The sequence below is a fragment of the Mesorhizobium kowhaii genome (assembly GCF_042431665.1).
Lineage (GTDB): Bacteria > Pseudomonadota > Alphaproteobacteria > Rhizobiales > Rhizobiaceae > Mesorhizobium > Mesorhizobium kowhaii.
This window is the reverse complement of the sequence record NZ_JBHLYT010000010.1, coordinates 48,645-73,936: the sequence shown is the minus strand read 5'-3', so window position 1 is coordinate 73,936 and position 25,292 is coordinate 48,645. Positions and strand designations below refer to the sequence as shown.

Genomic DNA, 25,292 nt, shown 5'->3' with positions numbered 1-25,292 from the left:
GCGATGCCGCGCCCCGAACCGAAAGAGGCGACAGCGGACGGACGCATCGCCGACAACATCGTCTATTTCGCCCGTACCTTGCGCAAGGCCGGCATGCGGGTCGGACCGGCCTCGGTCAAGGACGCCATCGAGGCGGTGCTCGTCGCCGGCATCGGTTCGCGCGACGATTTCTACTGGACGCTACATGCCGTGCTGGTGTCGCGGCACGAGGATCATGCCACTTTCGACGAAGCCTTTCGGCTGTTCTGGAAGTCGCGTGAGCTGATCGAAAAGATGCTGGCGATGTTTTCGCCGGTGGCGCCCGACACCAGGGAGAAGCAGAAGCCGCGCGCCGCGGAGAACCGCGTCAGCCAGGCGATGTTCGAGGGCCATCAGAAGAACCAGCCGACGCAGGAAATCCCCGAAATCGAGGTCGACGCCCGCTTCACCTTCTCCGGAAACGAGGTGTTGCGCGGCAAGGACTTTGCCCAGATGAACGCCGCCGAGATGGCCGACGCCAGGAAGGCGATTGCGCAGCTGCGCTTGCCCTTTGACATGGTGCGGACCCGGCGCTTCAAGGCCGATGCGCATGGCCGCCGCATTGATCCGCGCGCCATGATGCGTTCGGCCGCGCGCACCGGCGGCGAACTGATCCTGCCGAAATTCCGCTCACCGCGCGAGGTTCACCCGCCGCTGGTGGTGCTGGCCGACATTTCCGGTTCGATGAGCCAATACACGCGCATCTTCCTGCATTTCCTGCATGCGCTGACTGAAAAGCGCCGGCGCGTGCACACTTTCGTCTTCGGCACCCGGCTGACCAACCTGACCCGGCAGATGCGCCATCGCGATCCCGATGCAGCACTTGCCGACTGTTCGGCGGCGGTTAAGGACTGGTCGGGCGGCACCCGCATCGGCGATACGCTGGCAGAGTTCAACCGGCTGTGGTCGCGCCGCGTGTTGGGGCAGGGCGCGGTGGTGCTTTTGATTACCGACGGGCTGGAGCGCGACGATGTCGCCGGCCTGACGGAGGAAATGGAGCGCCTGCACAAATCCTGCCGGCGGCTGATCTGGCTGAACCCGTTGCTGCGCTTCGACGGTTTCCAGGCGCGCGCCCGCGGCGTCAAGGCGATGCTGCCGCATGTCGACGAATTCCGCTCGGTGCACAATCTCGATGCACTCGCCGATCTCTGCGCATCGCTGGACAAGAAATCGGCGCAGTCTGTCGATCCGCGCCGATGGCTGGACGCTGGCACGAGGCACGCCGCATAACCATATCTTTCCCGGGAAAACATGTTTCCCTCTGAAAAACAGACTCTGAGAGAAGCGATCATGGAAAACAGCATCTATCTCGATGAGGCCCGCGACCCGCTGATCATCGCGGAAGGCTGGATGAAGGACGGCAAGGATGTGGCCATCGCCACGGTGGTCGAGACCTGGGGATCGGCGCCTCGCCCCGTGGGCAGCCATCTGGTCATCGACGCCGACGGCAATTTCCACGGCTCCGTCTCGGGCGGCTGCGTCGAAGGCGCGGTGGTCACCGAAGCGATCGATGTCATCGACACAGGCAAGGCCAGGATGCTGGAGTTCGGTGTTGCCGACGAAACCGCCTGGCAGGTCGGCCTGTCCTGCGGCGGCCGGATCAAGGTCTATGTTGAAAGATTGGGCTGACCTTTTATGGACCCCTATGCGCTTAAAACGTTGAATGCCGAACGCCGCGCCCGCCGCGCGGCGATCCTTGTCACCGATCTCGGTGACGGCCGCGACCGTATCGTGCGCGAAGGCGATCCGGTTGCCGGCGATCTCGGCGCTGCGATCGCCAAGGCGTTCCGCACCGGCAATTCCGGTTCGGTCGACGCCGAGGGGCGGACCTTCTTTCTCAACGCGCATCTGCCGCAGCCGCGGCTGGTGGTGATCGGCGCCGTGCACATCAGCCAGGCGCTGGCGCCGATGGCCAGGATCGCCGGCTATCCCCTGGAGATCATTGATCCGCGCACCGCCTTCGCCACATCAGACCGCTTTCCCGATGTCGCCCTGCATGCCGAATGGCCCGAGGATGTGCTGAAACGCCAGCCGCTCGACAGCTACACGGCACTTGCCGCGGTCACCCACGATCCGAAGGTCGATGATTTTGCGCTGAAGGCAGCGCTCGACGCCAGGTGCTTCTATGTCGGCGCGCTCGGTAGCCGCAAAACCCACGCCAAGCGCGTCGAACGATTGCTGGCGCTGGGCGCGAGCGCCGACCAGATCGCCCGCATCCACGCGCCGATCGGGCTTGACATTGGTGCTGCCAGCCCTGCCGAGATCGCTGTCGCGGTGCTGGCGCAGGTCGTTCATGCCTTCCGCTCGCGCGGCTTGGAAGCCAAGGGCGTGGCGGCGTGAAATTCGGCCCGATCCCGATCGAAGCGGCTGAAGGTGCAGTGCTGGCGCATGCCACCACGGCCGGAGAGCGGCGCTTCCGCAAGGCGCACAGGTTGAACGCCGAAGACGTCTCGGTGCTCAAGGTGGCAGGTGTCACGCAGGTCGTTGCGGCCGTGCTGGCTGCCGACGACCTCGGCGAGGACGCCGCCGCGCAGGAAATAGCCGAGAGCATGGCCTTTCGCGGCATCGACGCCCGGTCGGCCGCGACCGGGCGGGTCAATCTCCATGCCGGGTCAGCGGGTATCTTCACCGTCAATGCCGCGATGATCGACGCCATCAACGCCGTCGATCCCGCCATCACCATCGCCACGCTGGCCCAGCATGCACCAGTCGAGAAGGGCCAGATGGTCGCGACGGTGAAGATCATTCCTTTCGCGGTCAGCTCTGCGCTGGTCGATGCGGTCAAGAAAATCTGCGCCGGCGGCGAGATATTTGCCGTCAATGCTTATCAGCCGGTGCGTGTCGGCGTCATCCAGACCGTTCTGCCGGGCATCAAGCCGAGCGTTCTGGACAAGACGCTGCGCGTCACCGAAGCGCGGCTGGCGCGCTCCGGCGGCAGGCTGACAGCGGAGCGCCGCACGCCGCATGAGATCGCGCCGGTGGCGGAGGCCGCGGCTTCGCTGGCGCGCGACAACGACATGGTGGTGATCTTCGGCGCCTCGGCGATGAGTGATTTCGCCGATGTCGTTCCGGCGGCGATCGAGAGGGCGGGTGGTACTGTTATCCGCGCGGGCATGCCGGTCGATCCCGGCAACCTGCTGGTGCTCGGCACGCTCGGTGGCAAGCGCGTCATCGGTGCGCCCGGTTGCGCCCGCAGTCCCAAGGAGAACGGCTTCGACTGGGTGCTGGACCGGTTGATCGCTGGCCTTGACGTGACCGCCAAGGATATCGCCGGCATGGGCGTCGGCGGGCTGTTGATGGAAATCCCGACCCGGCCGCAGCCGCGTGAACCGCTGCCACCCAAAAGCCAGCTCAAGGTCGGCATCGTCCTTCTGGCGGCTGGCCGGTCGAGCCGCATGGGCGGGCCGAACAAGCTCTTGGCGCTGTTCGATGGCAAGCCTTTGGTGCGCCGCACCGCCGAGCGCGCGCTCGGCTCGAAGGCCTCGGGCACGATTGTCGTCACCGGCCACCAGCGCGAGCGGGTGCACGCGGCGTTGGCGGGGCTGGATGTGACCTTCGCCGACAATCCCGATTTCACCGACGGCCTGTCCACGTCGCTGAAAGCCGGCATTGCCTATCTGCCCGAAGACGCCGCCGGTGTGATGATCGTTCTCGGCGACATGCCGGGTGTCTCGTCGAACGATCTCGACCGGTTGATCGATGCGTTCCGCAAGGCCGGCGGCAATTCGGTCGTCCGCGCCTCGCACGACGGCAAGCGCGGCAACCCGGTGCTCTTGCCGCGCTCGCTGTTTCCGGCGATCGCCCATCTGGAAGGCGACACCGGTGCACGCCATCTGGTTGAGACCGAAGGGCTCGATGTCATCGATGTCGAGATCGGGGCAGGGGCGTCCGTCGATGTCGACACTCGCGAAGCGCTGGAAGACGCCGGCGGCGTGCTGCAGGATTGACAAACCGAAGCTGAAAAACGCATGCCTGCTGGCATGTCTTTCCGCTTCCGATTTCTCTGTGTCTTTGTAACCGCGACAGCCCTGTTGTCGACGGTCGCTCAAAGTCAGCCGCTGTCGCTAAAACCCTTCAAGGACGATCTCTTCGCCTATCCGGCTATGCTCTCGTCCGACACCAACGGCGCCTACACGGTCCTCGACTACCGCGAGCCACGCGACATCAACCAGCGTGACGAGGTGCCCGAGCGCCGGGTGCACGCCCAATACACCGACACCAGCGTGCGCAAGGTGCAGCAGGATCTGCTGCTGAAGACCGATGCCGGCGATGTTAGGCATGTTGCCGTCGGCAAGACCGAGGGCGCCGGCGTCATCGTGCTTTATCTGCACGGGCAGGGCGGCAGCCGCAAGCAAGGCGTCGACGACTTCACTTTTGGCGGCAATTTCAACCGGCTCAAGAACCTGATGGCTGGCAATGGCGGCCTCTATCTCAGTCCGGACTTTCCCGATTTCGGCGACACCGGCGCGTCCCAGGTGGCGGCACTGATAGACCACTACGCCGAACAATCGCCCAGCGCGAAGATCTTCGTCGCCTGCGGCTCGATGGGCGGCGCCCTGTGTTGGAAACTTGCCGCCCGCAAGGATACCGGGGGTCGCATCAACGGCCTGCTGCTGCTCGGCTCGCTGTGGGATGAGAGTTTTTTCGCCAGTCCCGCCTTCAAGCGTCGCGTGCCGGTCTTCTTCGGCCAGGGCAGCCATGACGTGGTCTTTCCCGTGGCAAACCAGGAAGCCTTCTTTCGCTCCATCCTGGCCAAATCGAAGACCTATCCGACCCGCTTCGTTCGCTTCGAGACTGGCACCCACGGCACGCCGATCCGCATGACCGACTGGCGCGGCACGCTCAACTGGATGCTGTCCAAGGCGCCGTGATCGGCGTGCGGGCAAGCCCGTCCAACGCTCATGGCGCGGTGTTGTAGTCGACAACCGTCTGCGGATTTTCCTCGCCGTCATAGGACGCATCGACGTCGAACTGGACCAGCGAGAAATTGCCATTGCGGAACAGATACGTCCCTGCGTCGGATGCATCACCGATGCCGCGCCACTTGTTGAAAGTGGTGATCGTGTGAGCTTCCTCGTCATAGTCGGAATTGACCGCCCAGCCGGACGTCTGGAAGCCGACGATGCTCATGCCCAGCAATTTGCCGTCGCTGTCATTGTTCTCGTACCGGATGTCCATCTTGGGTTCGGCGAACTGCAATTGCTGCACGCCCGACACCTCGTCGGTCATGTAGTAGATCGAGCTTTCATTGTAGGCAGCGGCCGAGCAGGAAAAATGGAACAGCCGCGTTTCCTTGTCGGGATCGCCGGGCGCCGCATCCTTGTCCTTGTATTTGATCGAAAAAACGGTCGGCTCATCGGCCAGGAACTGCTTGTCGCATTGGTCGCCATAGGTCGCCAGGAACGCCTTCTTGGCCTGCTCCAGTGCCGTGTCCTTCTTCGGTGGCGGCGGCCCGTCGCCGCAACTTGGCGGCAGCGCCTCCTCGAAATCGGCGGTGGAGGGTTTCAGCGCACCTTTTTCGATATGGATCGGATCGAAAGGCGGCGCCGCCTGGATCTGGGCATTCACCTGGCGCAGCGTATAGCAGCCGGCAAAGACCTTTTCGCCGCCGGTCTTGTCGGTGGCGCGAATGGCGACAGGGACGTTGTAGAAAATGCTGCCGGCGGCGCCTTCGTCTGAAACCGCTCCGGTCTCGACCTTGTCGGTGCCGTCAAAGCCCTTGACGAAACTGTCGAAGTCTTTTGCCGGCTTTGTATCGCCGAAATAACCCCAGGCGCGGGCGAATTCATGCCGGTTGATGGCGCTGTAAAGTGAGCGGACGACGGCGTCGGCGCTTGATCGATCGTCGACATAGGGCGCTTCGGGGGTATCGTCGGCTGCCAGTGCCGTCTGGCCGGTTGTAGCAAGGGAGAGAAAGGCAGTCGCTGCGAAAAGGGCGCGTCTCATCGGGAATCTCCGCTCGATGAGGAGATTCTACTATGGCGATTGCGGCAACGTGGTGACGCGGCGCTGGTGGTGCTTGAAGAATCGTGCCTGAAGGCGCTACGTCCGTCCGCCGGCGTTCCGGCTGGATAGGAGATTTGACGTGACGATATCGATGTATGAGGCATCCGTGCCTGTGTTTTCGGAGAGGCTGAAAGCCCTTTCCACCATACTGGCGGCAGCCGAACAGAATGCGCTTGAGCGCAAGATCGACCCGCAGGTGTTTCTGACCTCCAGGCTGGCGCCCGACATGTATGCGCTGACCAGGCAGGTGCAGATCGCCACCGACCATGCCAAGGGTGCGCCGTCGCGGCTCGCCGGCCGCGAAGTGCCGAGATACGAGGACAACGAGGCGAGTTTTGCCGATGTCCAGGCGCGCATCACGAAGACCCTGGACCTGCTGGCGACATTTTCAGCTGCTGAGTTCGACGGTTCGGATGACAAGGTGATCGAGTTGAAGCTTGGCGGGCGCGAAACCTCGATGCCCGGCCTGCAGTATCTGCTGCATGTGGCCATGCCCAACTTCTATTTCCACCTCACCACGGCTTACGACATCCTTCGCCACAATGGCGTGCCGTTGGGCAAGGCGACATTCCTGGGCGCGCGCTGAGGAATTGAGATGTTCGAGATGTCCCGGACGGATCCGGGACATCTCGCGGCGTATATATTTAGCGAATGGACATTTCGCGGGCGATGCGCGGAAAGTCGGCGGGTTTGATGCCGATGTCGGCTCGGTCGGCATTGCTCATCGAATGAAGCAGTGCGAGCGCCGAGCGGTATCTCAGATGTTCCTGCGGCCGCGGTCGGGCAAACATTTCAGTGAAGAAACCCATGATTCAGCCCCTGGTTGGTCCTCCACGGCTGCCAATATAGGTGAATTGTGACAATTGTGCAGTGCAGCATTTGCATGCCAGCCATGCGCTGGTGACTTTTTTGAACATACTTTTGCGAGCGGGTGAAACTTTTGCCCGACGCGCATCGTACGCTTGAACGCTGGCACATAGCCGGTTTTCCTCGCCACTCCTGGCGAATTCCGGACTGCTTGAAAATGCAGTCCGGCTTTTTGTTTTGGGATTGCGAATGCGCTAGCGTCGAACCAGGCAACGGCTAAATTCGTTAACATCGGTGGCATGCATTTTTAACGAGCCGGTTCTATGGTCTGAAGCTTGCACAGTCGGGCAAGGAGGAGGCTGACATCGCTACTGGCGCCAAGCGTGATTTCGCTTCGTTGCTCGACGACCTTTTCGTCGCCTCCGACAAGAGCGACGCAATTGAGGGCGAAGAGACCAGCGCTCGTCCGTCCATACCGTTCGACTATCTCTCTGTGGCGGAGGAACTCCATTCCGGCCGCATCAAGGTATCGGGCAGCGGCTTTGCCACCGAATATCGAGAGGCCGGCGCCGATCTGGCGACCGAATTCGCTGCTTTGCTCGATCATGCCAAACTGGCTCTCGCTGGCGAAGAGCTAAAGCCCGAGGAAAAGCTGCCGCCGATCGATCCGGAATCCATTGCCGTCGAACTTGGCCTCAATCAGCCGAAGCAGGTCGCCGACTTTGGCCGCATGCGCCGCAGCTTTGCCTTCGCCAACCATCCAGACCGTGTCGCTCCGCATCTGCGCCAGCGCGCCATGATCCGCATGCAGGTGGCCAACATGTTGATCGACGAGGCCAAGCGCCGCGCGCTGGCCGGCGCCCGCCGCTAAACGCCGCTGGTTCACGTAAAAGTCGGTCTGGCGAGGCTTGGAGAGCGCCTCTGCTTTCCCTATAGATGCGGCTTCCTTCCCGCGCCGCCACGCAAGCTTTCCCTCCGGAGCAGAAGTCCATGCACAAACGCCGTCTCGGTCGGACCGATCTTCTTGTTACCCAGATCTGCCTGGGCACCATGACCTGGGGCCAGCAGAACACCGAGGCCGATGGGCACGCCCAGATGGACCTCGCCTTTTCGCGCGGCGTCAATTTCATCGACACCGCCGAGCTATACCCGATCCCGCCCAAGGCGGAGACGCAAGGGCGGACCGAGAAGATCATCGGCAGCTGGATGAAGGCCAAAGGCAACCGCGACAAGGTGATCCTGGCCTCTAAAGTCGTCGGCCGCACGGCCAACGGCTGGTTCCGCGGCGACAGGCCGTCGCAACTGGTGCGCGCCGACATCTTTGATGCCATCGACAAATCGCTGGCCAAGCTTGGCACCGACTATCTCGACCTCTATCAGATCCACTGGCCGGAACGGGACATTCCCTGGGGCGCCAACCCGACGCGCGTCGGCGCCGTACCGCGCCGAGCCGATTCTGTGGGCGCACCAACCGACGAAACGCCGATCGCCGAGACGCTTGCCGTGTTCGATGAACTGGTGAAGGTCGGCAAGATCCGCCATTTCGGCCTGTCGAACGAAAGTTCCTGGGGCGTGATGCGGTTTCTTGCCGAGGCTGACAAAGGGATCGGTCCCCGCGTCGCGTCGATCCAGAACGCCTACAATCTCGTCAACCGCACCTTCGAGGTGAATCTCGCCGAGGTCTGCGAGCGCGAGCAGGTGTCGCTGCTCCCTTATTCGCCGCTGGCGCAGGGATACCTGACCGGCAAATACGACCATGGCGCCCGCCCGCCGGGGTCGCGTACGCAGCTGTTCAACCGCGGCCAGCGCTACGAGACCCCCAACGCAGCCGAGGCTCAGCTCGAATACAATGAGCTGGCGCGTTCCTTTGGCCTGGAGCCGGCACTGTTTGCCAATGCCTATGTCTCGAGCCGGCCCTTCGTCACCGCGAACATCGTTGGCGCGACCACTCTTGCGCAGCTCGACATGGCGTTGTCTTCGGTTGATGTCGTCTGGACCGAAGAGATGCAGAAGGCGGTGGACGCGATCCATCAGCGCGTCGGCAATCCCTGTCCTTGAACGGCTCCGGGGGTAGAATTATCCAGGAATGACAGAGGGGTGGAGACGATGGTGGATTTTCCGATCGAGCCAGTGCGTGGAAGGTTTCCGGCCCTCTCGCTGGCCGACAAGGGGCGGCGGCGCATCTATCTCGACAACCCGGCCGGCACGCAGGTGCCACAGGCAGTCGCGGACGCTGTGTCGCGCTGCCTTTTGACCACCAACGCCAACCTTGGCGGTTATTTCGAAACCACGATTGCCGCGCAGGCCGTCGTCGACGAGGCGCATCAGGCGATGGCCGATTTCCTCGGTGCGGAAAGCCCTGAGGAAATCATCATCGGCGCCAACATGACGACGCTGACCTATCACATGTCGCGCACGCTCGGCCGCACGCTGAAGCCCGGCGATGAGGTCATCCTCACCCGCATGGACCATGAGGGCAACGTGTCGCCATGGCTGCAACTGGCCGAGGACCTTGGCCTGGTGGTGCGCTGGCTGCCGTTCGACGAAAAGAGCTGGCAGGTCGAAGAGGCGGTGCTGGCCGCGCTGCTCACGGAGAAGACCCGGCTGGTCGCGTTGAACTACGCCAGCAACCTGACCGGCTCGATCAACCGGGTGAAGGCGTTGACCGCCATCGCCAGGAATGCCGGCGCCCTGGTCTATGTCGACGCCGTGCAGTTCGCGCCGCACGGCCTGATCGACGTCAGGGATCTCGGCTGCGATTTCCTGATCTGCTCGGCCTACAAATTCTTCGGTCCGCATATGGGCATATTGTGGGGCCGGCGCGGTATCATCGATGGCCTGAAACCCTACAAATGCCGCTGTTCTTCGAATGGCCTGCCGGAGCGGTTCGAACTCGGCACGCCGCAGATCGAGCTGATGGCCGGCCTCACGGCCGCGGTCGACTATTTCTCTGAACTGGGTGCGGCAGCGGGCGAGGGTGGGTCGCGACGGCAGAAGATCGCCAAAGCGTTCGAGGTGTCGATCGCCTATGAAAACCGGCTGGCGCAGAGGCTGATCGACGGCCTGTCAGACATCTCAGGCCTGACGATCCACGGCATCACCGATCCGAAGCGGGTCGCCGAGCGCGTGCCGACGGTGTCCTTCACCGTCGGCGGCATCGTGCCGGAGACGATCGTTCGGCAGATGAATGCCGAAAACATCTTCCTGTGGTCCGGCCACAACTACGCCTGGGAGATCGTCCACCAGCTCGGCATTCCGGCCGAACAGGGTGTCGTGCGCATCGGCATCGCCCACTACAACACGGCAGCCGAAATCGACGAGACGCTGGAGAGCGTGCATCGGGTGATCGCTATGCTCAGGCAGCAGCGCTCCTGACGCCAGTCTGGATCCTCAGCGCTCCTTGCCACCGAAACCGGTGAGGAAGGCGGTGAGATTGTCGCCGAGTTCGTCGCAGAGATAGCCGCCTTCCTGGACGATGACCGTCGGCAGGCCGAGCTTGGCGATGGCCTCGCCAATGCGTGAGAAGCCTGGTGTCGTCACCGAAAGCCCGCCGAACGGATCACCCTCGAACGCGTCGAGGCCGAGCGCCACGACCAGCGCGTCGGGCGAAAAGGCACGGATACGCTGGAACGCCACCGCAAGCGCTTCGAGAAACGCCGCATCGGCGGATTTGCGCGGCAGCGGCAGGTTGAAGTTATAGCCGAGGCCCGGACCTTCGCCGCGCTCGTCGGCATGGCCCCAGAAGAACGGATAGAAGCGTACCGGATCGGCATGCAGCGACACGGTGAGCACATCCGGCCGCGCATAGAAGATGCCTTGCGTACCATTGCCGTGATGCAGGTCGACATCGAGGATCGCCACGCGCGCCGCCTGCTTGCGCAAGGTCTGTGCGGCGACCGCCGAATTGTTGATGAAGCAGAAGCCGCCGGCAACGTCGGCAAAGGCATGGTGGCCGGGCGGGCGGCACAGCGCATAGGCGGCCGGCGTGCCTGATATCACGGCTTCAGCGGCTTCGACCGCGCTCCAGGCGCTCCACAGCGCGCTCTGCCATGTCTCACCCGAGATCGGGCAAGCGGTGTCGGCCATATGATAGCCGGCCTGGCCGACCGCCGAGGCCGGATAGCTGCCTGACCGCGCGATCGGATGGATGTTGGGGATCACTTCCGCCGACGCACCTTCGATGCGCTGCCAGCGCTCGAAGATATGCTCGAGAAAGTCGAGATATTCGGGCGTGTGCACCGCCGCGACCGGGCCGAGCCCATGATTACGCGGTCGCTCGACGGTGCAGCCGGCAGATGTTGCGCCGGCTAATAATCGTTCGACCCGTTCGGGCATTTCCGGATTGGGCTTCGCCGCACCGCTCGAAAGAAAGGCCTTGGGGTCATGGCGCTTCTGTTCCTCGGCATAGAAGGCTTTCATTCCTGCTCCCCATTCTGCGGCGCGTCGGCGAAAGCAAGGAAGGCATCGCCGATGATCTTCTGCGTCTGCTCGTAGCTCGACCAGGCGATGCCCAGCCTTTCATAAAACGCCTTGGCGCCCTCATTGTCGGTGTCGACGGACAGCCGGAGATAGACGCCGCCTTCCTTTCGGCACTGTGCCGCAACGTGCCGCAGCAGGCGCTCGCCGATCTTGCGGCCACGAAATCGGTCCTCGACATAGAGGTCCTGCACATAGACGCCAGGCCGCCCCATCCAGGTCGAAAAGATCGGGAAATGGAGGCAGAGACCGGCGAATTCGCCGTCCACCTCGGCAATCAGGGTGGAAAAGGCGGGTTTTTCGCCAAAGCCGTAGGTTCTGAGATCGTCTGCTGTCGAGGTGATCTGCTCCGGCGCGCCGATGTGCGTGCCGAGTTTCAGGATCGCCGCGTGGATGGCATCGACATCGTCGATGCGGCCGGGCCGGATAACGGTGTCGGTGGCTTGGGCTTTCTCTCGCATGGATCAGGCCGCGGCGCCGGCCGAACCCGGTCTGGTCAAAAGGTCATCAAGCTCGTCAATGCCGTCTTCCGAAAAGACGCGAATGCCGTTCGCTTCCAGCAGCGCGGTGGTCGTGCCATGGCCAGCCACCCGGTTACCCCTGAAACTCCCGTCATAGATGAAACTGCTGCCGCAGGACGGGCTGCCGTCGGTAAGAACCGCATACCGACACCCTGTTTCTCGGGCGAGATCGAGCGCGAGTTGCCCGGCTTCGAGATAGAGGCCGGTCACATCGTTTCCCGTTTGCTCGACCACTTGGCCTTGGCCGTGAAGCACTGCGCGGCCGTCGCCTGTGCCTCGAATTTCCGCCGGAGGACGTGGCGTGGAGAAGCCTGCGGCAACCTCCGGGCAGATCTGCACGATCCGCCCCTCTGCCTGCCATCGCGCAAGAGCGGGATGGTCGTTGAGCCGGTAGGAGCCGTTGTAGCGAACCTTGCTGCCGAGCAGGCAGGCTGAAACGAGAACCCTTTCCATATCAGCTCCTCCCTTTGCCACTCGACCTCCAGCACCCCCTAGAACGCCACCCGGTCGCCGCCCTTGAGTGCCAGCATGTCGCGCGCTTCGGTGGGCGTGGCAACCTCCAGCGACAGCCCGTCGAGAATGCCACGGATGCGGCGCACCTGATCGGCATTGGATTTCGCCAGTTGGCGGCCGTCATAGAGGTCTTCCAGCCCGACCCGGACGTTGCCGCCCATCGCCGCGGCAATCGAGATCAGCGGCATCTGATTGCGGCCGGCGGCCAGTACCGAGAACTGGTAGCTGTCGCCGAACAGCTTGTCGGCGATCCGCTTCATGTGGACGAGATTGTCCGGATCGGCGCCGATGCCGCCCAATATGCCCAGCACGAACTGGATGAACAGCGGTCCCGACACCAGCCCGCGGTCGCGGAAATGTGCCAGCGAATAGAGGTGACCGACATCGTAGCACTCGAATTCGAATCGCGTGCCGCAGCCCTTGCCCAGCCGCTCAAGCACGCCCTCCATGTCGGCGAAGGTGTTCTTGAAGATGGTGTCGCGCGTGGCTTCCAGGAGCTTCGGCTCCCACTCTTGCTGCCACTCCCGTGGCTTGTCGAGCATGGGAAACAGCGCGAAGTTCATCGAGCCCATGTTGAGCGAGCACATTTCGGGTTCGGCCCGCAAAGGGGCTGCCAGCCGCTGGTCCAGCGTCATCAGCGACGAGCCGCCGGTGGTGATGTTGATCACCGCATCGGTCGCCTGCTTGATGCGCGGCAGGAACTGCATGTACACGTCCGGATCGGCGGTTGGCCGTCCATCCCTGGGGTCGCGGGCGTGTAGATGCAGGATCGAGGCACCGGCTTCGGCGGCCGCGATCGCGTCGGTGGCGATCTGGTCCGGCGTTACCGGCAGATAGGGCGACATCGACGGCGTGTGCACCGAGCCGGTGATGGCGCAGGTGATGATGACTTTTCGCGGCGCCATTACCCCTGGCCTTCCACCGGCAGGTCGAGCTCGGCGGCCAGAACCTCCAGCGAGTCGCCGATGATGGCGACGATCTCGCCGACCTGTTCCCTGGTGACGATCATTGGCGGCGCGACCATGAAATTGTCGCCGTCGACGCCACCCTTGACCCTGCGGCCATAGATGATCAACCCGCGCTCATAGGCGAGGTCGAGCAGCCGCTGTGTGGCTTTCTTGTTCTGGTCGATCGGCCGCAGCGTCTCGGGATCGGCAACCATCTCAGCCCCGGTGAGCAGGCCCTTGCCGCGCACGTCGGCGATGAACGGAAACCGCTTGGCCAGCCCCTTCAGTCCGTCCATTAGCACATCGCCCATCGCAGCCGCATTGGCGATCAGGTCGAGCCGGTCCATTTCGCCGAGCACGGCAAGGCCGGCGGCGCAGGCCAGCGGATTGCCGGCATAGGTGTGGCCGTGCTGGAAGCCGCCGGAGGCAAGCAGCGGCTGCACCAGCCGCATGGGCGCTGCCAGCGCGCCGAGCGGCGCATAGCCCGAGCCCAGCCCCTTCGACAGCGCGACGATGTCGGGTTTGCAGTTCCAATGGTCGCCGCCGAGGAATTTGCCGGTACGGCCGGCGCCGCTCATCACTTCGTCATGGATGAGCAGGATGCCGTAGCGGTCGCAGATCTCGCGGATGCGCGCATAATAGCTGTCCGGCGCCACCAGGGCGGCGGTGGCGGCACCGCCGATCGGCTCCATGATGAAGGCAACCACGCTCTCCGGACCTTCGGCCAGGATTTTCTCCTCCAGCATGTCGGCGTAGCGGATGCCGCGCTGTTCCATCGAAAGGTTGTCGCGATCGCGCCAGGCCGTCGGCGCCGGCACGGTCGGCATCACCCGCATCATCGGCGTAAAAGTTTCGGCCAGCGCATCGTCGCCGGTGATCGAAAGCGAACCCAGCGTGCCGCCATGATAGGAAGGGAAGCGCGTGATCACCTTCCAGCGGCTGGCCTGGTCGGTGGCAACCGCCCACTGCCGCGCCAGCTTGATGCAGGACTCCGTCGCTTCCGAGCCGCCCGAAACGAAGAAGATGCGGTCCATGCCCTCGGGCAGCTTGCCGGCCAGTTCGCGTGCCAGCTCCTCCGCCGGCTCATTCTCGAAATGCAGCCGATAAGCGAAGGTGGCGCGGTCCATCTGCCGTTTCATCGCGTCGAGCACATTGCGGTTCGAATGGCCGATATTGGCGACCATCGGGCCGCTCGATCCGTCGATGAAGCGGCGACCATCCTGCGTCCAGATGTAGATGCCCTCGGTGCGATCGACCAATGGCCGGCGCAGGCTGGAGAGATAGAACAGATGCGATTCTCGCCGGGCGTCAGTGTCTTGAGCGGCGGTCTGGACTTTCGACATATCAGGACTTTCTGAGGTAACGATCGAGGACATTCTTGGTGACGCGTTCGACCATCGGATCCTGTCTTAGCAGGCCGGCGACCCATTCGCAGCTTCCGGCGTGGAATACCTCGCCCTTGCCGCGCGGGAAATTGACGATCATGCCGTTGCCGCGTTTGACCTTTTCCAGATTTGCGTCGCTCGCTTCACCGAACAGCGTTTCGGCGGTGAAGCGGCCATCCTCGTCGGTGAGGAACTGATCCTCGATCGGAATGTCGGCGCTTTCCTCGACCTGGGATGCCATGCCGACGGCGAGAACCTGCAACCCGTCGGGCGCACCGCTGGTGGCGGTGGGGTAGGGCAGGCCGCCGCGTATCTCGAAGTCGAGCCCGTCGACCTCATAGCCATAGACATGGCTGTCGGCGCCCAGCAGGTCGCCATAGTAGATGCCGGTGCCGGCAAAGGCCCAGTGCTCGGGCCGGTAGACCGGAAAACCGCGCACGCCGCGCGGCGCGCAGCCGCCCCAGCCGGCATAGACACCGCGTGTCGCGTTGAGCCCGAAGGTTGCCGAACCCGGCCGGCCGATTTCCGGTGCTTCCCAGGAATTGGTGGCGCGGGTGACGTCGCCGCCGCGGAGATAGGCTGGATCTTCGGCGCGCGCGCGGTATTTGTAGCAGACCTGCCGGCGGCCCTCGTCCTCCAGCCGCGTCTGCCACATGAAATTGCCGGCAAAGCGCGCCGCATGACCGCCGCGCTCGACATAGGCGTCGACCGCATCGCGCATTTCCCAGGTCCAGTATTCGTCATGGCCGACGAAGACGGCGCAGTCATAGCCGTCGAGAATTTCGGGCGAAAAGTGCAGATCATGCTGGCTGGCGAGGTCGATCCCATAGCCTGCCCGCTCGGCGAAGCGGAAAAAGTGGCTGTCGTAACTGGCCCAGCCCGACGAGGCGTATTTCTTCGAATGGCCGGTGGCCAGCGCCCACTCCATATGCGGGTAGCGCGGCACCGTCTTTGGCGGCACGGCCACTTCCAGCGGCACGCGCGGCGCATCCTTCGGCAGCACGACGAAGCCGCGGCACCAGGGGCGTTGTGTCGACACGATGGGCGAATACTGGTTGCGGTCCGGCCCGGTGATGCCCTGGTAGTGGTTGGAGCCGGCCCAGGTGTTGTAGGCGAGCCAGGTTCCCGTCGCCGCCACCTGCAGCACACGACCGGGTTTCTTTCCGGGCTGCGGGCTGACGATGAACAGATGGTGGCAATGGATCGGCTTGCCGTCGCGGCCGTCGGCAGTCAGCGTTAGCCGATAGGCACCCGACGGCCAGTCCGCCCCAACGCGGAATTCGAACGATGCTTCCCAGCCACAGCCCTCGGCCGAGCATTGGTCGGGACTGTCCTGCCAGCGCGCCGCAATGCCCGATTTCTCGAACACCTTCGTCTCGGTACTGCCGTCGCGGACGATCGCCATGTTGAATGCCGGAGCCGTCGAACTGACATGCAACGCCACTGTCTCGCCGGCGCGATAGGAAAACCGGTCGCTGTAACACCAGATCTCGCCGCGCTCGCCGTCCATGCCCGGCCATTCATAGTAGTGGCCGCGTACCGCGTGGCGGCGCTGGTCCGGCGTCAGTCCGAAATCGGGGAATTCGGTCGGAAGGTTGATCATGAAGCCCTGAACGTTCGAAGGCGCCATTTCGGCGATCTGCCGGTCGAGCGTCAAATGGAAACCATCGGGCCAGCATTCGTTAGCCGCGCCCTTGGCCCACTTGAACAAACCGACTATCTCAGGGGAGGGCGGCGTTTTCCGCCACGGGGAGGCGGCATGCTCAGAGTCCAGAAGGTCAAGGTCGACGACATCTACGTGCCGACGGCGCGCAAGAAGACGCTGCATCCCGAGACCGTCCGGCATCTGGCCGAGGACATTCTGGAAAACGGCATGAAAACGCCGATCCAGGTCCGCCATGACGGCAAGCGTCATGTCCTGGTCGAAGGCCTGCATCGGCTGGAGGCGGCAAAATGGCTCGGCGAGACCGAGATCGATGCCTATCTGGTGCAAGCCAAGCGCCACTGACGCTTCTTCGTTCTTGGTCTCTATCCAGCAGACGCATTCTCCAGAATTTTTCGCTGGCCCAGAATTTTTCGCTCGCGGTGTCGGTCTGCGGTTCATCGGTTCGTCCTTGGGACGGAAGCCAGATCAAACGCACACCGAGGACACCATCATGACCACCAAGCTCGACATCGCCCCCGCCAACGACCGCGAACTTGTTCTGGCCCGCATCATCGATGCGCCGCGCGAGAGCGTCTATCGCTGCTGGACAGATCCGAAACTGGTGACGCAGTGGTTTGCGCCAAAGCCATGGACGACGCCGCGCACCGAGATGGATGTGCGCACCGGTGGCTCGAGCCTGGTCGTGATGGCCGGTCCCGATGGCAATGAATTCCCCAACCCCGGCGTTTTCCTCGAAGTCATTCCCGGCAAGAAGATCGTCTTTACCGACGCTTACACCCAGGCATGGGAGCCATCGGAAAAGCCGTTCATGACCGGCGTGCTGACCTTCGAGGACGAGGGCAATGGCAAGACCCGCTACATTGCACGGGTCAGGCACTGGAGTGTCGCCGACCGCGAGCAGCACGAGACAATGGGTTTTCGCGTGGGTTGGGGCCAGTGCACCGACCAACTCGAAGAACTCGCCAAGACGCTTTGATACAGGCAGGGCTGGAGGAGGCTGACATGCTCAGATCGACGTTTTTTGCAATTTTCGTCTCGGCCGCGGCATTGTTCGCAGCGCCGGGCTTCACCAATGCAGAGGAGGCAAAACCTGCCATGACGACTGAAACCAAGACACTACCGAAGCCGGAAAAGTCCGGCCTGCTGCCGATCAACGGGCTGAACTATTATTATGCCGTCTACGGCAAGGGCGAGCCGCTGCTTCTGCTGCATGGCGGTCTTGGCTCCACCGACATGTTCGCACCGATCCTGCCCAAGCTTGCCGAGAACCGCACCGTCATCGGCGTCGACATGCAGGGTCACGGTCGCACGGCACTCGGCGACCGGCCATTCACCGTGGAGGCGATGGGCGACGATATGGCCGCCATCGTCAAGGCGCTCGGCTATCAGCAGGTTGACGTCATGGGCTATTCGCTGGGTGGCGGCGTCGCCTTCCGCATGGCGGTCCAGCATCCCGAAACCGTGCGTCGCCTCGTACTGGTTTCGACCGGCTATGCCTCGGATGGTTTCTACGCCGAGATGCGCGGTCAGCAGGCGCAAGTGAGTGCGGCAGCGGCCGATTTCATGAAGGACACGCCGATGTACAAATCCTACGTCGCGGTGGCGCCGCATCCCGAGGACTTCCCAAAGCTCCTCGACACGCTGGGCAACTTCATGCGTCAGAACCGCGACTACTCGGCCGATGTCGCCAAGCTGAAGATGCCGGTCATGCTGGCCTATGGTGACAGCGACATGTACCGGCCCGAGCATGAGATCAAATTCTACCAGATGCTCGGTGGCGGGCTGAAGGACGCCGGCTGGATGCGCGAGAACCTGTCGCAGAACCGCCTGGCGATCCTGCCCAACCGCACTCATTACGACGTCTTCTTCGCCCCGGAATTGACGGCCGCGGCACTGCCGTTCCTCAACGGCGAAACCAAGGTGAAGACCTGGGACGAGGTCGTCAGCGAAACCGAATAACCCTGCCGTTCCCCGCCGGCCGTCTCGATCGAGGCGGCCGGTGGTTTTGTTTATGAAGCCTTTTTGCTGCGCGGCTGCCTGAGATGCTTGATGCCGCTCATCTCGACGAAATTCGTGGCCGCTTCCCAAAGGTAGTCGCCATAGAGAAACGGCTCGAAGGGCTCCACGCCGGTCAGCGGCAACGGCGCGATCTCGGCGTCGACGCGCGGTTCGTAGAAGAACGGGATCGAGAACCGCGCCGTCTTCGGCGCGATCACCCGGTGTCGCGTCGCCCGGACGCGTCCGCCGGTCCAGCGCTCCAGCAACTGGCCGAAATTGACCGCCAGCATGCGGTTGGCTGGCGGCACGTCGATCCATTCGCCGGCGAGGTTCTTTGCCTGCAAGCCCTCGACGCCGTCCTGCGCCAGCAAAGTGACGAAGCCGGAATCGGCATGCTCGCGGCCGATGATCGTGCGCGTCTCGCCCTTGTGCACCACCGAAAACTCCGGCCCTCTGATGTCGACGCCGGCATTGGCGTTCCGCAAGGGATAACGGATCAGGCGCAGCGTCGAGATGCCGTGATCGAAATAGGCATCGAAGATTGTTTCCGGCAGGCCAAGCCCGCGGGCGATCGAGCGCATCAGCGCGTTGCCCACCGTCTCCATCGCGCGGTAGTAATCCGCGGCCGCCGCGCGCCAGCCGGGCAGGTTATCTTCGGCCGGCAGGGGCGTCGGCTCGCACAGCGGATCGTCGGAAACCGAGGCATCCGCCGCATCGGCAAGGTCCGGTCCCATGTCGATGCCTTCCTTGTAGGAAACGGCTGTCGGCTGCAGCGGGAACCAGCCGCGATAGACGTTCTTTTTGCTGCGGTCGAAATTCCAGCGCAGCAATTTCTGCTTCTCCTCGTCGGGAAGCGCGAAGATGCGCAGCAATTGTGCTCGTTTGTCCGGCGTCAGCCAGTCATCGCCGGGAAAGTCCCGGACCGCCATGAAGCCGATGCCAGCGGCTGCAGCCATGATCCCGGCGTCGGTGCGGTCGCGAGCGGACGAGGGCGGTCCGAACAGATCCGCAATGCCGATGGTTTCGATGTCAGGCGTCATGGCTTCAGGTCCACCGCATCACGATAATCGATGGCGTTGTATCAAAGCTTTTCAATTGACCCAATCGGCCCCGCCATTACCTTGCCGCTTATTCTCTCCACCAACGGATCCGAACGATGACAAGATATGAGGGCGGATGCCTGTGCAGGGCGGTGCGCTATCACACTGAGGCAGCCCCCATCAACGAACGCATCTGCCATTGCCGGCTGTGCCAAAAGGTGATTGGCGCCGCCTTCAACGCACGCGTGCTGTTTCGCATCGACGATGTGACGATCGACGGGCCGCTGGCAACGGTGAACACCTCGCCGGAGCTCAAGCGCGGCTTTTGCCCAAGCTGCGGCACGACGATGTTCTCCCGGCGCGATTCCGCCGGCATCATCGGCATCACCACCGGTTCGCTCGACGATCCCACGGTCTTCAGGCCGCAAATGCATATTTTCACGGCCTCGAAGCAGCCCTGGGTTATGCTCGACGACGGCCTGCCGCAGTATGAAGGCGCACCGCCGCCAAGCTAGGGTTTCCCTTCTCCCAAGCGGGCGAAGCGAGAGCGCAAGCATGACCAAAATTTAATCGAAAGAGACACGGGATAGCCGGCAAAGCGTCATTGGCGGGCCATCTTTGTCTTCCTATTTAAGGGGCGCGGGCACGGTATTCGAGGAGACGACGGATGAACGACAGCATCAGCACCCTGGACGAGCTTTTGAGCGATCCGATGGTCCTGCTTGTGATGGAGCGCGATCGTGTGCGCCCCGAACAGGTGCGCATGCTGCTCGAACGGGTTCGCCGGCCTTCCGTCGATGAACCCGTCGTGCCGCCGGCGCATGTGATCGCCAGGACGTGCCAGAAACTCTGGCTGTGCCCATAGTCGCGTCGCGATTTCCCGCATGAACACTCAAAGCCAGCCCGCGGCGGGCCGGCTTTGAACGGTGCGCATTTCGGCGCACCGGCGCCAGCTTACAAATCCGTAAATTGATTATCCGGTCCATGACGATAAGGCTTGCCCGGGATTGACCGACACCGGTCGGTCCGTGCAAGCCCGATCTCTCACACATGGAATTCGACATTGGCTGACATCTGCACTCAAGGCGTCGACACGGGCTTCGTCGGCCTGGGGTATGCCAAGGTGGCGTTCCTCGGCGTGGTGCAAGGCATCACCGAATTGCTGCCGATTTCCTCGACCGCCCATATGCGCATCGTGCCGGCCGTGCTCGGCTGGCAGGATCCGGGTTCTGCCTTCTCCGCCGCCATGCAGCTTGCGGCCTTGGCCGCGGTTGTCAGCTATTTCTGGAGTGACGTCAGGGATATCGTGTTTGGTTCGCTCGACGCCCTGACGCGACGCGATTTCGCCGACCGGCATTTCCGGCTGGCGCTGTGGATCGTGCTGGCGACGATCCCGATCGTCATTGCCGGCGTGGCGCTCTCGGGCGTTCTCAATGCCTGCAATTCGCCGCTGCGCAGCCTGACGGTGATCGGCTGGGCTTGTATTGCCATGGCGATCCTGCTGGCACTGGCCGAGATTTTTGCCAGTCACCGGCGCACCGTCGGCGAGGCATCGCTGGCCGATGCGCTGCTCGTCGGCGTCGCCCAGATCGGCGCGCTGATTCCAGGTGTGTCGCGCTCGGGCTCGACCCTGACGGCCGCGCTCGGGCTCGGCTTCAAGCGGGCCGAAGCGGCGCGTTTCTCGTTCCTGCTCGGGCTGCCCGCGATTGCGCTCGCCGGCCTCAAGGAGCTTTGGGAACTGCACAAGGTCCATCTCGACGTGCATGGCTGGTCGGTTCTGGCGGTGGGGTTGGTCGTCGCCTCGGTTTCCGCCTTCTTCGCCATATGGGGGCTGATGCGCGTGCTGGAGCGTTTTTCGGCCTGGCCGTTCGTCATCTATCGCGGTGTGCTCGGTGTCGTCCTGCTGCTGAGTGTGGCGATGGGATGGCTTGTCTGAGGCGTGTCCGTCCACAGTATCGCTTGAAACAGGCTATATCCGTACCGGACCATCAAACTGGATTCCGGTACGCGCATGGATTTTTTGACCCTCCTGCAATCGCTGCCGCTATTGCTGGCGCTCGCCAAGGGTGCGCTGCCATCGGTGGCGGCACTCGGCATGGGATTTGGCCAATGGGTCGCCTCGCTGCCGCCATGTCGTGACTTCGCCTTTGAGGCGACCAGCTATCTCGTTTGCGAGGTCGACCCGAAGCGATATCAGGTCGAACTGTTCTGGAAAGATCCGGCGGGCAAGCCGTTTCAATCGCTGCACAATCTCAATGCCGCGCAGCAGGCTGCCGGGCGCACCATGCTGTTTGCCATCAATGCCGGCATGTATCACCCCAACCTCGATCCGGTCGGTCTCTATGTCGAACGCGGCAAGGAAATGGCCTCGGCGAAGACGGGATCGGGAAGCGGCAATTTTTCCATGCAGCCGAACGGCATTTTCTACATGAGCAACGGCAAGGCTGCGGTGCGCTCCACCAGGGACTTTCTGAAAAGACGGCCGCCGCTCGACTATGCGACGCAATCCGGGCCGATGCTGGTGATCGACGGCAAGCTGCATCCGAAATTCCAGGCCGACAGCACCTCGCGCAAGACCCGCGACGGTGTCGGCGTGCGAAAGGACGGTGTCGCGGTCTTCGCCATTTCCAAAGGCACGGTGACCTTCCATGCCTTCGCCCGTCTTTTCCGCGACGCGCTCGGCTGCGACAACGCCCTGTTCCTCGACGGCACGATATCGAGCCTGTTCGCTCCGGCCATTGGCCGCAATGACGACTATTGGAATCTGGGACCGATGATCGGCGTCTTTAGAAGGTCCTAGCGGCTTTACCAACCGCTTGCCGCCGCGGTCGATCACTTGCGCCGAGAGCCAGATCGCGCCGCTTGGCGTGCATGAAAAAAATTGATTCAAACTTTATTGGTAATTTCTCGTTCATAACTGATCTGGTTTGTCCGTCGGCTGTCGTTTTGCCCTCGGTCTGTTGTGTTTTGAGTACAGGTCCAGATGCGGATTCCGGGCGTCATCAGTTTCTTGGTCGCATCGCTATGCCTTGCCGGCTGCACATCAACGGCCGGCGTCGACGCGCTGGATTTGCAGAAACCGTCCAACGAAACCACCAGTTCCGTGATACGGCCGCCGGCGCCGATCGCCGCCGCTCCGAAGGCAATGGCCAGGAGTGCACCGAGCGACGAAATGGCGCCCATGGCTGACAATGCTCCGGCCGAAAATACTCGGCCTTTCGGCTTGGCGGAGGAAGAGACGGTGGCGTTTCCGGCACCTGAACTGCCCGACAGCGCCGAGCCGCCGGTCGAGCCGGCAGCCCTGGTGTCGCCGCCGAGGCTGTTAAGCCGCGCCGCCCCGCCGATGCTTGCCGGGCCGGTTACCCACTACGGCTTTCGCGATGCCAAGCCGATCAATTTCGGCAAGGCTTCGCCCCGCCACCTTGCCGTGCACGGCGTCGACGTCTCGCGCTGGCAAGGCGACGTCAACTGGGACAAGTTGCGCGCACAGGGCGCCAATTTCGCCTACATCAAGGCGACCGATGGCGGCGACCATCTCGATCCGATGTTCACCAGGAACTGGCGCAATGCCGACGCCGCCGGCCTGAAACGCGGCGCCTATCATTTTTTCTACTGGTGCCGCACGGCGGGCGAGCAGGCCGACTGGTTCATTCGCAACGTGCCCAAGGTCGACGGCGCGCTGCCGCCGGTGATCGACGTCGAGTGGAACGGTGAGTCCAGCTGCAAGCGGAGACCGTCGCGCGAAAAGGTGCTGGAAAAGATGCAAGTGTTCATGGACAAGCTGGAGCGCCATTACGGCCAGCGGCCCATCATCTACACCGCGCCTGATTTTTACCGCGACAACCTCAGGGGCGAATTCCTCGATTATCCGTTCTGGCTGCGCGCGGTGGCGCGCCATCCGTCGAAGGTTTACCCCGACCGCAAATGGCTGTTCTGGCAGTATTCCGGCTCCGGCCTGTCGCACGGCGTCACCGGCCGCATCGACCTCAACGTCTTCCACGGTGACGAACGGCAATGGCGCGCCTGGGCCGGCGGACGGATTTCCATCGCCGACGCCGACTGAAACAGTCCATCAGGCCCGGCGTGCTTCACTCTCCCGGATGTCCGCCGTCTGGGCCAGCACCCAGTCCCGGAACACCTTGATCTTCGGCGTGTTGCGGCGGCTTTCGGAGTGCACCAGCCAATAGCCATCGCCGTCGGATCCGAGGACTTCAAATGGCTGTATCAACTGTCCCTTTGCCAGCAGCGCGCTGTAGATGTTGCGGGTGAGGATGGCAGCGCCTTGATCCGTCAGTGCCGCCATCGCATCATAAGCCTGCGACCCCAGCGTCGGACCCGCGATGACGCGGTCGGGATCGAACGGTACCCCGGCTGCTTCGAACCAGATTTTCCACCAGGGATCGGCCGCACAGCATAGTGCCACCTTGTAGAGATCCTCCGGGTGGCGAATGCCGCCCACGCTCTCCGCCAGTTTTGGGCTGAGCATGGGCGTATAGTCCGCCTTGAACAGATAATGCGCTGTCAGGCCCGGCCATTTTCCGGTGCCGGTTCTGATCCCGATATCCACGTCCTCGCGCGTGAAATCGACCAGCCGGGACGATGTATTCACCTTCACGGCGAGGTCGGGATGCATGAGCTGGAATGTTCCAAGCCACACGGCCAGCCAGTTCGACGCAAATGTTTCCATGGTTGTGACGGAAAGCACGCCGGCCGCCCCGCCTTTGGTGGCGAGCCATGCATCCGCCAAAGCGGAGAACGCGCCGGTTGCGTGCGGCGCCAGCTGTTCTCCAGCCTCGGTCAGGGCGATCTGCCTTGTTTTTCTTATGAAAAGCGGTGTTCCGGCGCGTTCTTCCAGCACCTTGATCTGATAGCTGGCCGCCGACTGGGTCATGCCGAGTTCTTCAGCTGCCTTGGTGAAACTGCCCAGCCGCGCTGCAGCTTCAAACACCCGAATGGCGCCCAGCGGCGGCAGTTCCCAGCTCATGACGCATCAATCCTCCTGATGCATAGTACGCGACGTTCGATTGGAAACCAAGCCAGGAAAACGGCATGCTCTCTTCATCAACTCGAACCGGAAGGACATGGCAATGACCACCATCCTGCACAACAGTTTTCGTCGTCCGATCCTCGACCTCTTCGCCGCTCCCTTCAGGCCCCGGTCACGCGGCCTGCTCGATCACCGTGCGCTGTCGGATCATTTCCTGCGCGATATCGGGATGCTCGATGGCCACGCCTCCGCCGGCAGCATCCGCTGAGGAAAGTGTCCGGCTCTTTGACCAACATGGATACAAGGGAGGAAAAGATGAGCGTGTCTGTAGAGGCTCTGGCAAAGAACCGTCAAACGATCTCCTCCTACGAGGATTATGCGGAGCAGTACGATGCAATCGTGCGGCATGTTCCCAACCCGAGAGAGCAGGCAGCGCTAAAGCGCCTTGTGGCGATCGCCGGCACAGGCGGCCAGATTCTGGAAGTCGGGTCGGGAGCGGGATACGATGCGGACTTTCTGGAGACCTTGGGCGTCAAGGTTCGGCGCACCGACGCCACACAGCGGTTTCTTGAGCTGCAGGCCGCGCGCGGCAAGCACGGTGAGCTGCTCGATCTCATCACCGATGATCTCGGCGGCCCCTACGACGCAGTCTTGGCCTTGTGCGTCCTGATCCATGTGCCGCGCGAACAGACCGATCAGGTTCTTGCCAAAATTGCCCGGTCGCTTCGGCCAGGCGGCGCGTTCCTCGTATCGATGCGCAATGGCGATGGCGAGACGGGCGGCAAATATCATACGGTCTACTGGCGCAGGGACGACTTCGCGGCCCGTGTCGAAAGCGCCGGGCTGGTCCTTATCAGGGACGATTTCAACGTCGGCCGCGATCGCGAAGAATGGAACACGTTCCTGACCGTAAGGCCGTCATGAGGCA

29 protein-coding genes are annotated in these 25,292 nt (G+C 62.9%); 19 read left to right on the top strand and 10 right to left on the bottom strand.

Going from position 1 to position 25,292, the window contains the following annotated elements; genetic code table 11:
* Window positions 1–3 precede the first annotated feature (3 nt).
* From ACFFNA_RS11305 to ACFFNA_RS11285, 5 genes are read left to right on the top strand one after another with little or no spacing between them, the layout of a single operon-like run.
* Window positions 4–1,248, top strand: a complete 1,245-nt coding sequence (locus tag ACFFNA_RS11305) for a vWA domain-containing protein (RefSeq protein ID WP_111542497.1) — start codon at window positions 4–6, stop codon at window positions 1,246–1,248.
* Between the two features lie 60 nt (window positions 1,249–1,308).
* Entirely contained in the window at window positions 1,309–1,647 is a 339-nt protein-coding gene (locus ACFFNA_RS11300) for an XdhC family protein (protein WP_095085542.1), read from the top strand.
* A gap of 6 nt (window positions 1,648–1,653) precedes the next feature.
* On the top strand, window positions 1,654–2,358 hold the full coding sequence (locus ACFFNA_RS11295) for an XdhC family protein (RefSeq protein WP_378918200.1): 705 nt from the start codon (window positions 1,654–1,656) through the stop codon (window positions 2,356–2,358).
* Window positions 2,355–3,965, top strand: coding sequence for an NTP transferase domain-containing protein (locus ACFFNA_RS11290; RefSeq protein WP_378918198.1), 1,611 nt, complete (start codon window positions 2,355–2,357; stop codon window positions 3,963–3,965). The genes ACFFNA_RS11295 and ACFFNA_RS11290 overlap by 4 nt, the downstream gene beginning before the upstream one ends.
* 33 nt (window positions 3,966–3,998) lie before the next feature.
* Entirely contained in the window at window positions 3,999–4,889 is an 891-nt protein-coding gene (locus ACFFNA_RS11285) for an alpha/beta hydrolase (RefSeq protein ID WP_378918323.1), read from the top strand.
* Between the two features lie 28 nt (window positions 4,890–4,917).
* Here ACFFNA_RS11285 and ACFFNA_RS11280 read toward each other — a convergent pair whose 3' ends face one another.
* The gene (locus ACFFNA_RS11280) at window positions 4,918–5,964 is read right to left on the bottom strand and encodes a DUF1176 domain-containing protein (RefSeq protein WP_378918196.1); all 1,047 of its coding nucleotides are present in this window, start codon (window positions 5,962–5,964) and stop codon (window positions 4,918–4,920) included.
* A gap of 139 nt (window positions 5,965–6,103) precedes the next feature.
* Here ACFFNA_RS11280 and ACFFNA_RS11275 point away from each other — a divergent pair, with 139 nt between their 5' ends.
* Complete coding sequence (locus tag ACFFNA_RS11275; protein WP_378918194.1) at window positions 6,104–6,610, top strand: DUF1993 domain-containing protein; 507 nt, start codon at window positions 6,104–6,106, stop codon at window positions 6,608–6,610.
* 58 nt (window positions 6,611–6,668) lie between these two features.
* Here ACFFNA_RS11275 and ACFFNA_RS11270 read toward each other — a convergent pair whose 3' ends face one another.
* Complete coding sequence (locus ACFFNA_RS11270; RefSeq protein ID WP_023810361.1) at window positions 6,669–6,833, bottom strand: hypothetical protein; 165 nt, start codon at window positions 6,831–6,833, stop codon at window positions 6,669–6,671.
* 395 nt (window positions 6,834–7,228) lie between these two features.
* Between ACFFNA_RS11270 and ACFFNA_RS11265 the strand changes: the two genes are divergently transcribed.
* The 3 genes from ACFFNA_RS11265 (at window position 7,229) to ACFFNA_RS11255 (ending at window position 10,206) form a co-directional block, all read left to right on the top strand.
* Window positions 7,229–7,702, top strand: coding sequence for a hypothetical protein (locus tag ACFFNA_RS11265; RefSeq protein WP_111542585.1), 474 nt, complete (start codon window positions 7,229–7,231; stop codon window positions 7,700–7,702).
* 119 nt (window positions 7,703–7,821) lie between these two features.
* Window positions 7,822–8,889 carry an aldo/keto reductase gene (locus ACFFNA_RS11260; RefSeq protein ID WP_378918191.1) on the top strand — a complete coding sequence of 356 codons (1,068 nt, stop codon included), beginning with the start codon at window positions 7,822–7,824 and terminating at the stop codon, window positions 8,887–8,889.
* A 48-nt stretch (window positions 8,890–8,937) separates the two neighbouring features.
* Window positions 8,938–10,206, top strand: a complete 1,269-nt coding sequence (locus tag ACFFNA_RS11255; RefSeq protein WP_378918189.1) for a cysteine desulfurase-like protein — start codon at window positions 8,938–8,940, stop codon at window positions 10,204–10,206.
* A 15-nt stretch (window positions 10,207–10,221) separates the two neighbouring features.
* Here ACFFNA_RS11255 and ACFFNA_RS11250 read toward each other — a convergent pair whose 3' ends face one another.
* The 6 genes from ACFFNA_RS11250 to ACFFNA_RS11225 are packed head-to-tail and all read right to left on the bottom strand — an operon-like array spanning window position 10,222 to window position 16,276.
* On the bottom strand, window positions 10,222–11,250 hold the full coding sequence (locus tag ACFFNA_RS11250; protein ID WP_378918187.1) for a histone deacetylase family protein: 1,029 nt from the start codon (window positions 11,248–11,250) through the stop codon (window positions 10,222–10,224).
* The gene (locus tag ACFFNA_RS11245; RefSeq protein WP_378918185.1) at window positions 11,247–11,768 is read right to left on the bottom strand and encodes a GNAT family N-acetyltransferase; all 522 of its coding nucleotides are present in this window, start codon (window positions 11,766–11,768) and stop codon (window positions 11,247–11,249) included. Before ACFFNA_RS11245 ends, ACFFNA_RS11250 begins: the two co-directional genes overlap by 4 nt.
* A 3-nt stretch (window positions 11,769–11,771) precedes the next feature.
* Window positions 11,772–12,281: a 2-thiouracil desulfurase family protein gene (locus tag ACFFNA_RS11240; RefSeq protein WP_378918183.1), complete on the bottom strand. Its 510-nt coding sequence runs from the start codon at window positions 12,279–12,281 to the stop codon at window positions 11,772–11,774.
* Between the two features lie 38 nt (window positions 12,282–12,319).
* A complete protein-coding gene (gene kce / locus ACFFNA_RS11235; RefSeq protein WP_378918181.1) occupies window positions 12,320–13,246 on the bottom strand; it encodes a 3,5-dioxohexanoate:acetyl-CoA acetone transferase in 927 nt (308 codons plus the stop codon).
* Window positions 13,246–14,631, bottom strand: coding sequence for an aminotransferase family protein (locus tag ACFFNA_RS11230; RefSeq protein WP_378918179.1), 1,386 nt, complete (start codon window positions 14,629–14,631; stop codon window positions 13,246–13,248). The genes kce and ACFFNA_RS11230 overlap by 1 nt, the downstream gene beginning before the upstream one ends.
* Before the next feature lies 1 nt (window position 14,632).
* Window positions 14,633–16,276 (bottom strand): N,N-dimethylformamidase beta subunit family domain-containing protein, encoded by a 1,644-nt coding sequence (locus ACFFNA_RS11225; protein ID WP_378918321.1) that lies wholly within the window; start codon window positions 16,274–16,276, stop codon window positions 14,633–14,635.
* 156 nt (window positions 16,277–16,432) lie between these two features.
* Here ACFFNA_RS11225 and ACFFNA_RS11220 point away from each other — a divergent pair, with 156 nt between their 5' ends.
* From ACFFNA_RS11220 to ACFFNA_RS11210, 3 genes are all read left to right on the top strand, one after another.
* Window positions 16,433–16,681: a ParB N-terminal domain-containing protein gene (locus ACFFNA_RS11220; protein WP_013895829.1), complete on the top strand. Its 249-nt coding sequence runs from the start codon at window positions 16,433–16,435 to the stop codon at window positions 16,679–16,681.
* A gap of 148 nt (window positions 16,682–16,829) precedes the next feature.
* Window positions 16,830–17,315, top strand: coding sequence for an SRPBCC family protein (locus ACFFNA_RS11215; RefSeq protein ID WP_111542582.1), 486 nt, complete (start codon window positions 16,830–16,832; stop codon window positions 17,313–17,315).
* A 26-nt stretch (window positions 17,316–17,341) separates the two neighbouring features.
* Window positions 17,342–18,298: an alpha/beta fold hydrolase gene (locus tag ACFFNA_RS11210; protein WP_378918176.1), complete on the top strand. Its 957-nt coding sequence runs from the start codon at window positions 17,342–17,344 to the stop codon at window positions 18,296–18,298.
* Between the two features lie 50 nt (window positions 18,299–18,348).
* Here ACFFNA_RS11210 and ACFFNA_RS11205 read toward each other — a convergent pair whose 3' ends face one another.
* Window positions 18,349–19,377, bottom strand: coding sequence for an isopenicillin N synthase family dioxygenase (locus ACFFNA_RS11205; protein WP_378918174.1), 1,029 nt, complete (start codon window positions 19,375–19,377; stop codon window positions 18,349–18,351).
* 116 nt (window positions 19,378–19,493) lie between these two features.
* Here ACFFNA_RS11205 and ACFFNA_RS11200 point away from each other — a divergent pair, with 116 nt between their 5' ends.
* From ACFFNA_RS11200 to ACFFNA_RS11180, 5 genes are all read left to right on the top strand, one after another.
* On the top strand, window positions 19,494–19,892 hold the full coding sequence (locus ACFFNA_RS11200) for a GFA family protein (protein WP_378918172.1): 399 nt from the start codon (window positions 19,494–19,496) through the stop codon (window positions 19,890–19,892).
* Window positions 19,893–20,044: 152 nt separating this feature from the next.
* Window positions 20,045–20,242 carry a hypothetical protein gene (locus ACFFNA_RS11195; RefSeq protein ID WP_111542483.1) on the top strand — a complete coding sequence of 66 codons (198 nt, stop codon included), beginning with the start codon at window positions 20,045–20,047 and terminating at the stop codon, window positions 20,240–20,242.
* A 198-nt stretch (window positions 20,243–20,440) separates the two neighbouring features.
* The gene (locus ACFFNA_RS11190) at window positions 20,441–21,313 is read left to right on the top strand and encodes an undecaprenyl-diphosphate phosphatase (RefSeq protein WP_378918170.1); all 873 of its coding nucleotides are present in this window, start codon (window positions 20,441–20,443) and stop codon (window positions 21,311–21,313) included.
* A gap of 75 nt (window positions 21,314–21,388) precedes the next feature.
* Entirely contained in the window at window positions 21,389–22,177 is a 789-nt protein-coding gene (locus tag ACFFNA_RS11185; protein WP_378918168.1) for a phosphodiester glycosidase family protein, read from the top strand.
* Between the two features lie 183 nt (window positions 22,178–22,360).
* Window positions 22,361–23,440 carry a glycoside hydrolase family 25 protein gene (locus ACFFNA_RS11180; RefSeq protein ID WP_378918166.1) on the top strand — a complete coding sequence of 360 codons (1,080 nt, stop codon included), beginning with the start codon at window positions 22,361–22,363 and terminating at the stop codon, window positions 23,438–23,440.
* Between the two features lie 9 nt (window positions 23,441–23,449).
* On the opposite strand, the gene ACFFNA_RS11175 is transcribed toward ACFFNA_RS11180, so the two are convergent.
* A complete protein-coding gene (locus ACFFNA_RS11175; RefSeq protein WP_378918164.1) occupies window positions 23,450–24,361 on the bottom strand; it encodes a LysR substrate-binding domain-containing protein in 912 nt (303 codons plus the stop codon).
* Between the two features lie 103 nt (window positions 24,362–24,464).
* Between ACFFNA_RS11175 and ACFFNA_RS11170 the strand changes: the two genes are divergently transcribed.
* Window positions 24,465–24,632: a hypothetical protein gene (locus tag ACFFNA_RS11170; RefSeq protein WP_167458323.1), complete on the top strand. Its 168-nt coding sequence runs from the start codon at window positions 24,465–24,467 to the stop codon at window positions 24,630–24,632.
* Window positions 24,633–24,679: 47 nt separating this feature from the next.
* Window positions 24,680–25,288, top strand: a complete 609-nt coding sequence (locus ACFFNA_RS11165) for a class I SAM-dependent DNA methyltransferase (RefSeq protein WP_378918162.1) — start codon at window positions 24,680–24,682, stop codon at window positions 25,286–25,288.
* The last annotated feature ends 4 nt before the right edge of the window (window positions 25,289–25,292 follow it).

Excerpts from the sequence above, each read along its gene's own strand:
- ACFFNA_RS11210 (WP_378918176.1), top strand. The coding sequence starts at position 17,342 with ATGCTCAGATCGACGTTTTTTGCAATTTTCGTCTCGGCCGCGGCATTG.
- ACFFNA_RS11270 (WP_023810361.1), bottom strand. The coding sequence starts at position 6,833 with ATGGGTTTCTTCACTGAAATGTTTGCCCGACCGCGGCCGCAGGAACAT.
- kce (WP_378918181.1), bottom strand. The coding sequence starts at position 13,246 with ATGGCGCCGCGAAAAGTCATCATCACCTGCGCCATCACCGGCTCGGTG.
- ACFFNA_RS11205 (WP_378918174.1), bottom strand. The coding sequence starts at position 19,377 with ATGACGCCTGACATCGAAACCATCGGCATTGCGGATCTGTTCGGACCG.
- ACFFNA_RS11250 (WP_378918187.1), bottom strand. The coding sequence starts at position 11,250 with ATGAAAGCCTTCTATGCCGAGGAACAGAAGCGCCATGACCCCAAGGCC.
- ACFFNA_RS11225 (WP_378918321.1), bottom strand. The coding sequence starts at position 16,276 with ATGATCAACCTTCCGACCGAATTCCCCGATTTCGGACTGACGCCGGAC.
- ACFFNA_RS11305 (WP_111542497.1), top strand. The coding sequence starts at position 4 with ATGCCGCGCCCCGAACCGAAAGAGGCGACAGCGGACGGACGCATCGCC.
- ACFFNA_RS11170 (WP_167458323.1), top strand. The coding sequence starts at position 24,465 with ATGACCACCATCCTGCACAACAGTTTTCGTCGTCCGATCCTCGACCTC.
- ACFFNA_RS11175 (WP_378918164.1), bottom strand. The coding sequence starts at position 24,361 with ATGAGCTGGGAACTGCCGCCGCTGGGCGCCATTCGGGTGTTTGAAGCT.
- ACFFNA_RS11195 (WP_111542483.1), top strand. The coding sequence starts at position 20,045 with ATGAACGACAGCATCAGCACCCTGGACGAGCTTTTGAGCGATCCGATG.
- ACFFNA_RS11240 (WP_378918183.1), bottom strand. The coding sequence starts at position 12,281 with ATGGAAAGGGTTCTCGTTTCAGCCTGCCTGCTCGGCAGCAAGGTTCGC.
- ACFFNA_RS11185 (WP_378918168.1), top strand. The coding sequence starts at position 21,389 with ATGGATTTTTTGACCCTCCTGCAATCGCTGCCGCTATTGCTGGCGCTC.
- ACFFNA_RS11285 (WP_378918323.1), top strand. The coding sequence starts at position 3,999 with ATGTCTTTCCGCTTCCGATTTCTCTGTGTCTTTGTAACCGCGACAGCC.
- ACFFNA_RS11260 (WP_378918191.1), top strand. The coding sequence starts at position 7,822 with ATGCACAAACGCCGTCTCGGTCGGACCGATCTTCTTGTTACCCAGATC.
- ACFFNA_RS11200 (WP_378918172.1), top strand. The coding sequence starts at position 19,494 with ATGACAAGATATGAGGGCGGATGCCTGTGCAGGGCGGTGCGCTATCAC.
- ACFFNA_RS11295 (WP_378918200.1), top strand. The coding sequence starts at position 1,654 with ATGGACCCCTATGCGCTTAAAACGTTGAATGCCGAACGCCGCGCCCGC.
- ACFFNA_RS11215 (WP_111542582.1), top strand. The coding sequence starts at position 16,830 with ATGACCACCAAGCTCGACATCGCCCCCGCCAACGACCGCGAACTTGTT.
- ACFFNA_RS11165 (WP_378918162.1), top strand. The coding sequence starts at position 24,680 with ATGAGCGTGTCTGTAGAGGCTCTGGCAAAGAACCGTCAAACGATCTCC.
- ACFFNA_RS11220 (WP_013895829.1), top strand. The coding sequence starts at position 16,433 with ATGCTCAGAGTCCAGAAGGTCAAGGTCGACGACATCTACGTGCCGACG.
- ACFFNA_RS11255 (WP_378918189.1), top strand. The coding sequence starts at position 8,938 with ATGGTGGATTTTCCGATCGAGCCAGTGCGTGGAAGGTTTCCGGCCCTC.
- ACFFNA_RS11180 (WP_378918166.1), top strand. The coding sequence starts at position 22,361 with ATGCGGATTCCGGGCGTCATCAGTTTCTTGGTCGCATCGCTATGCCTT.
- ACFFNA_RS11245 (WP_378918185.1), bottom strand. The coding sequence starts at position 11,768 with ATGCGAGAGAAAGCCCAAGCCACCGACACCGTTATCCGGCCCGGCCGC.
- ACFFNA_RS11280 (WP_378918196.1), bottom strand. The coding sequence starts at position 5,964 with ATGAGACGCGCCCTTTTCGCAGCGACTGCCTTTCTCTCCCTTGCTACA.
- ACFFNA_RS11230 (WP_378918179.1), bottom strand. The coding sequence starts at position 14,631 with ATGTCGAAAGTCCAGACCGCCGCTCAAGACACTGACGCCCGGCGAGAA.
- ACFFNA_RS11300 (WP_095085542.1), top strand. The coding sequence starts at position 1,309 with ATGGAAAACAGCATCTATCTCGATGAGGCCCGCGACCCGCTGATCATC.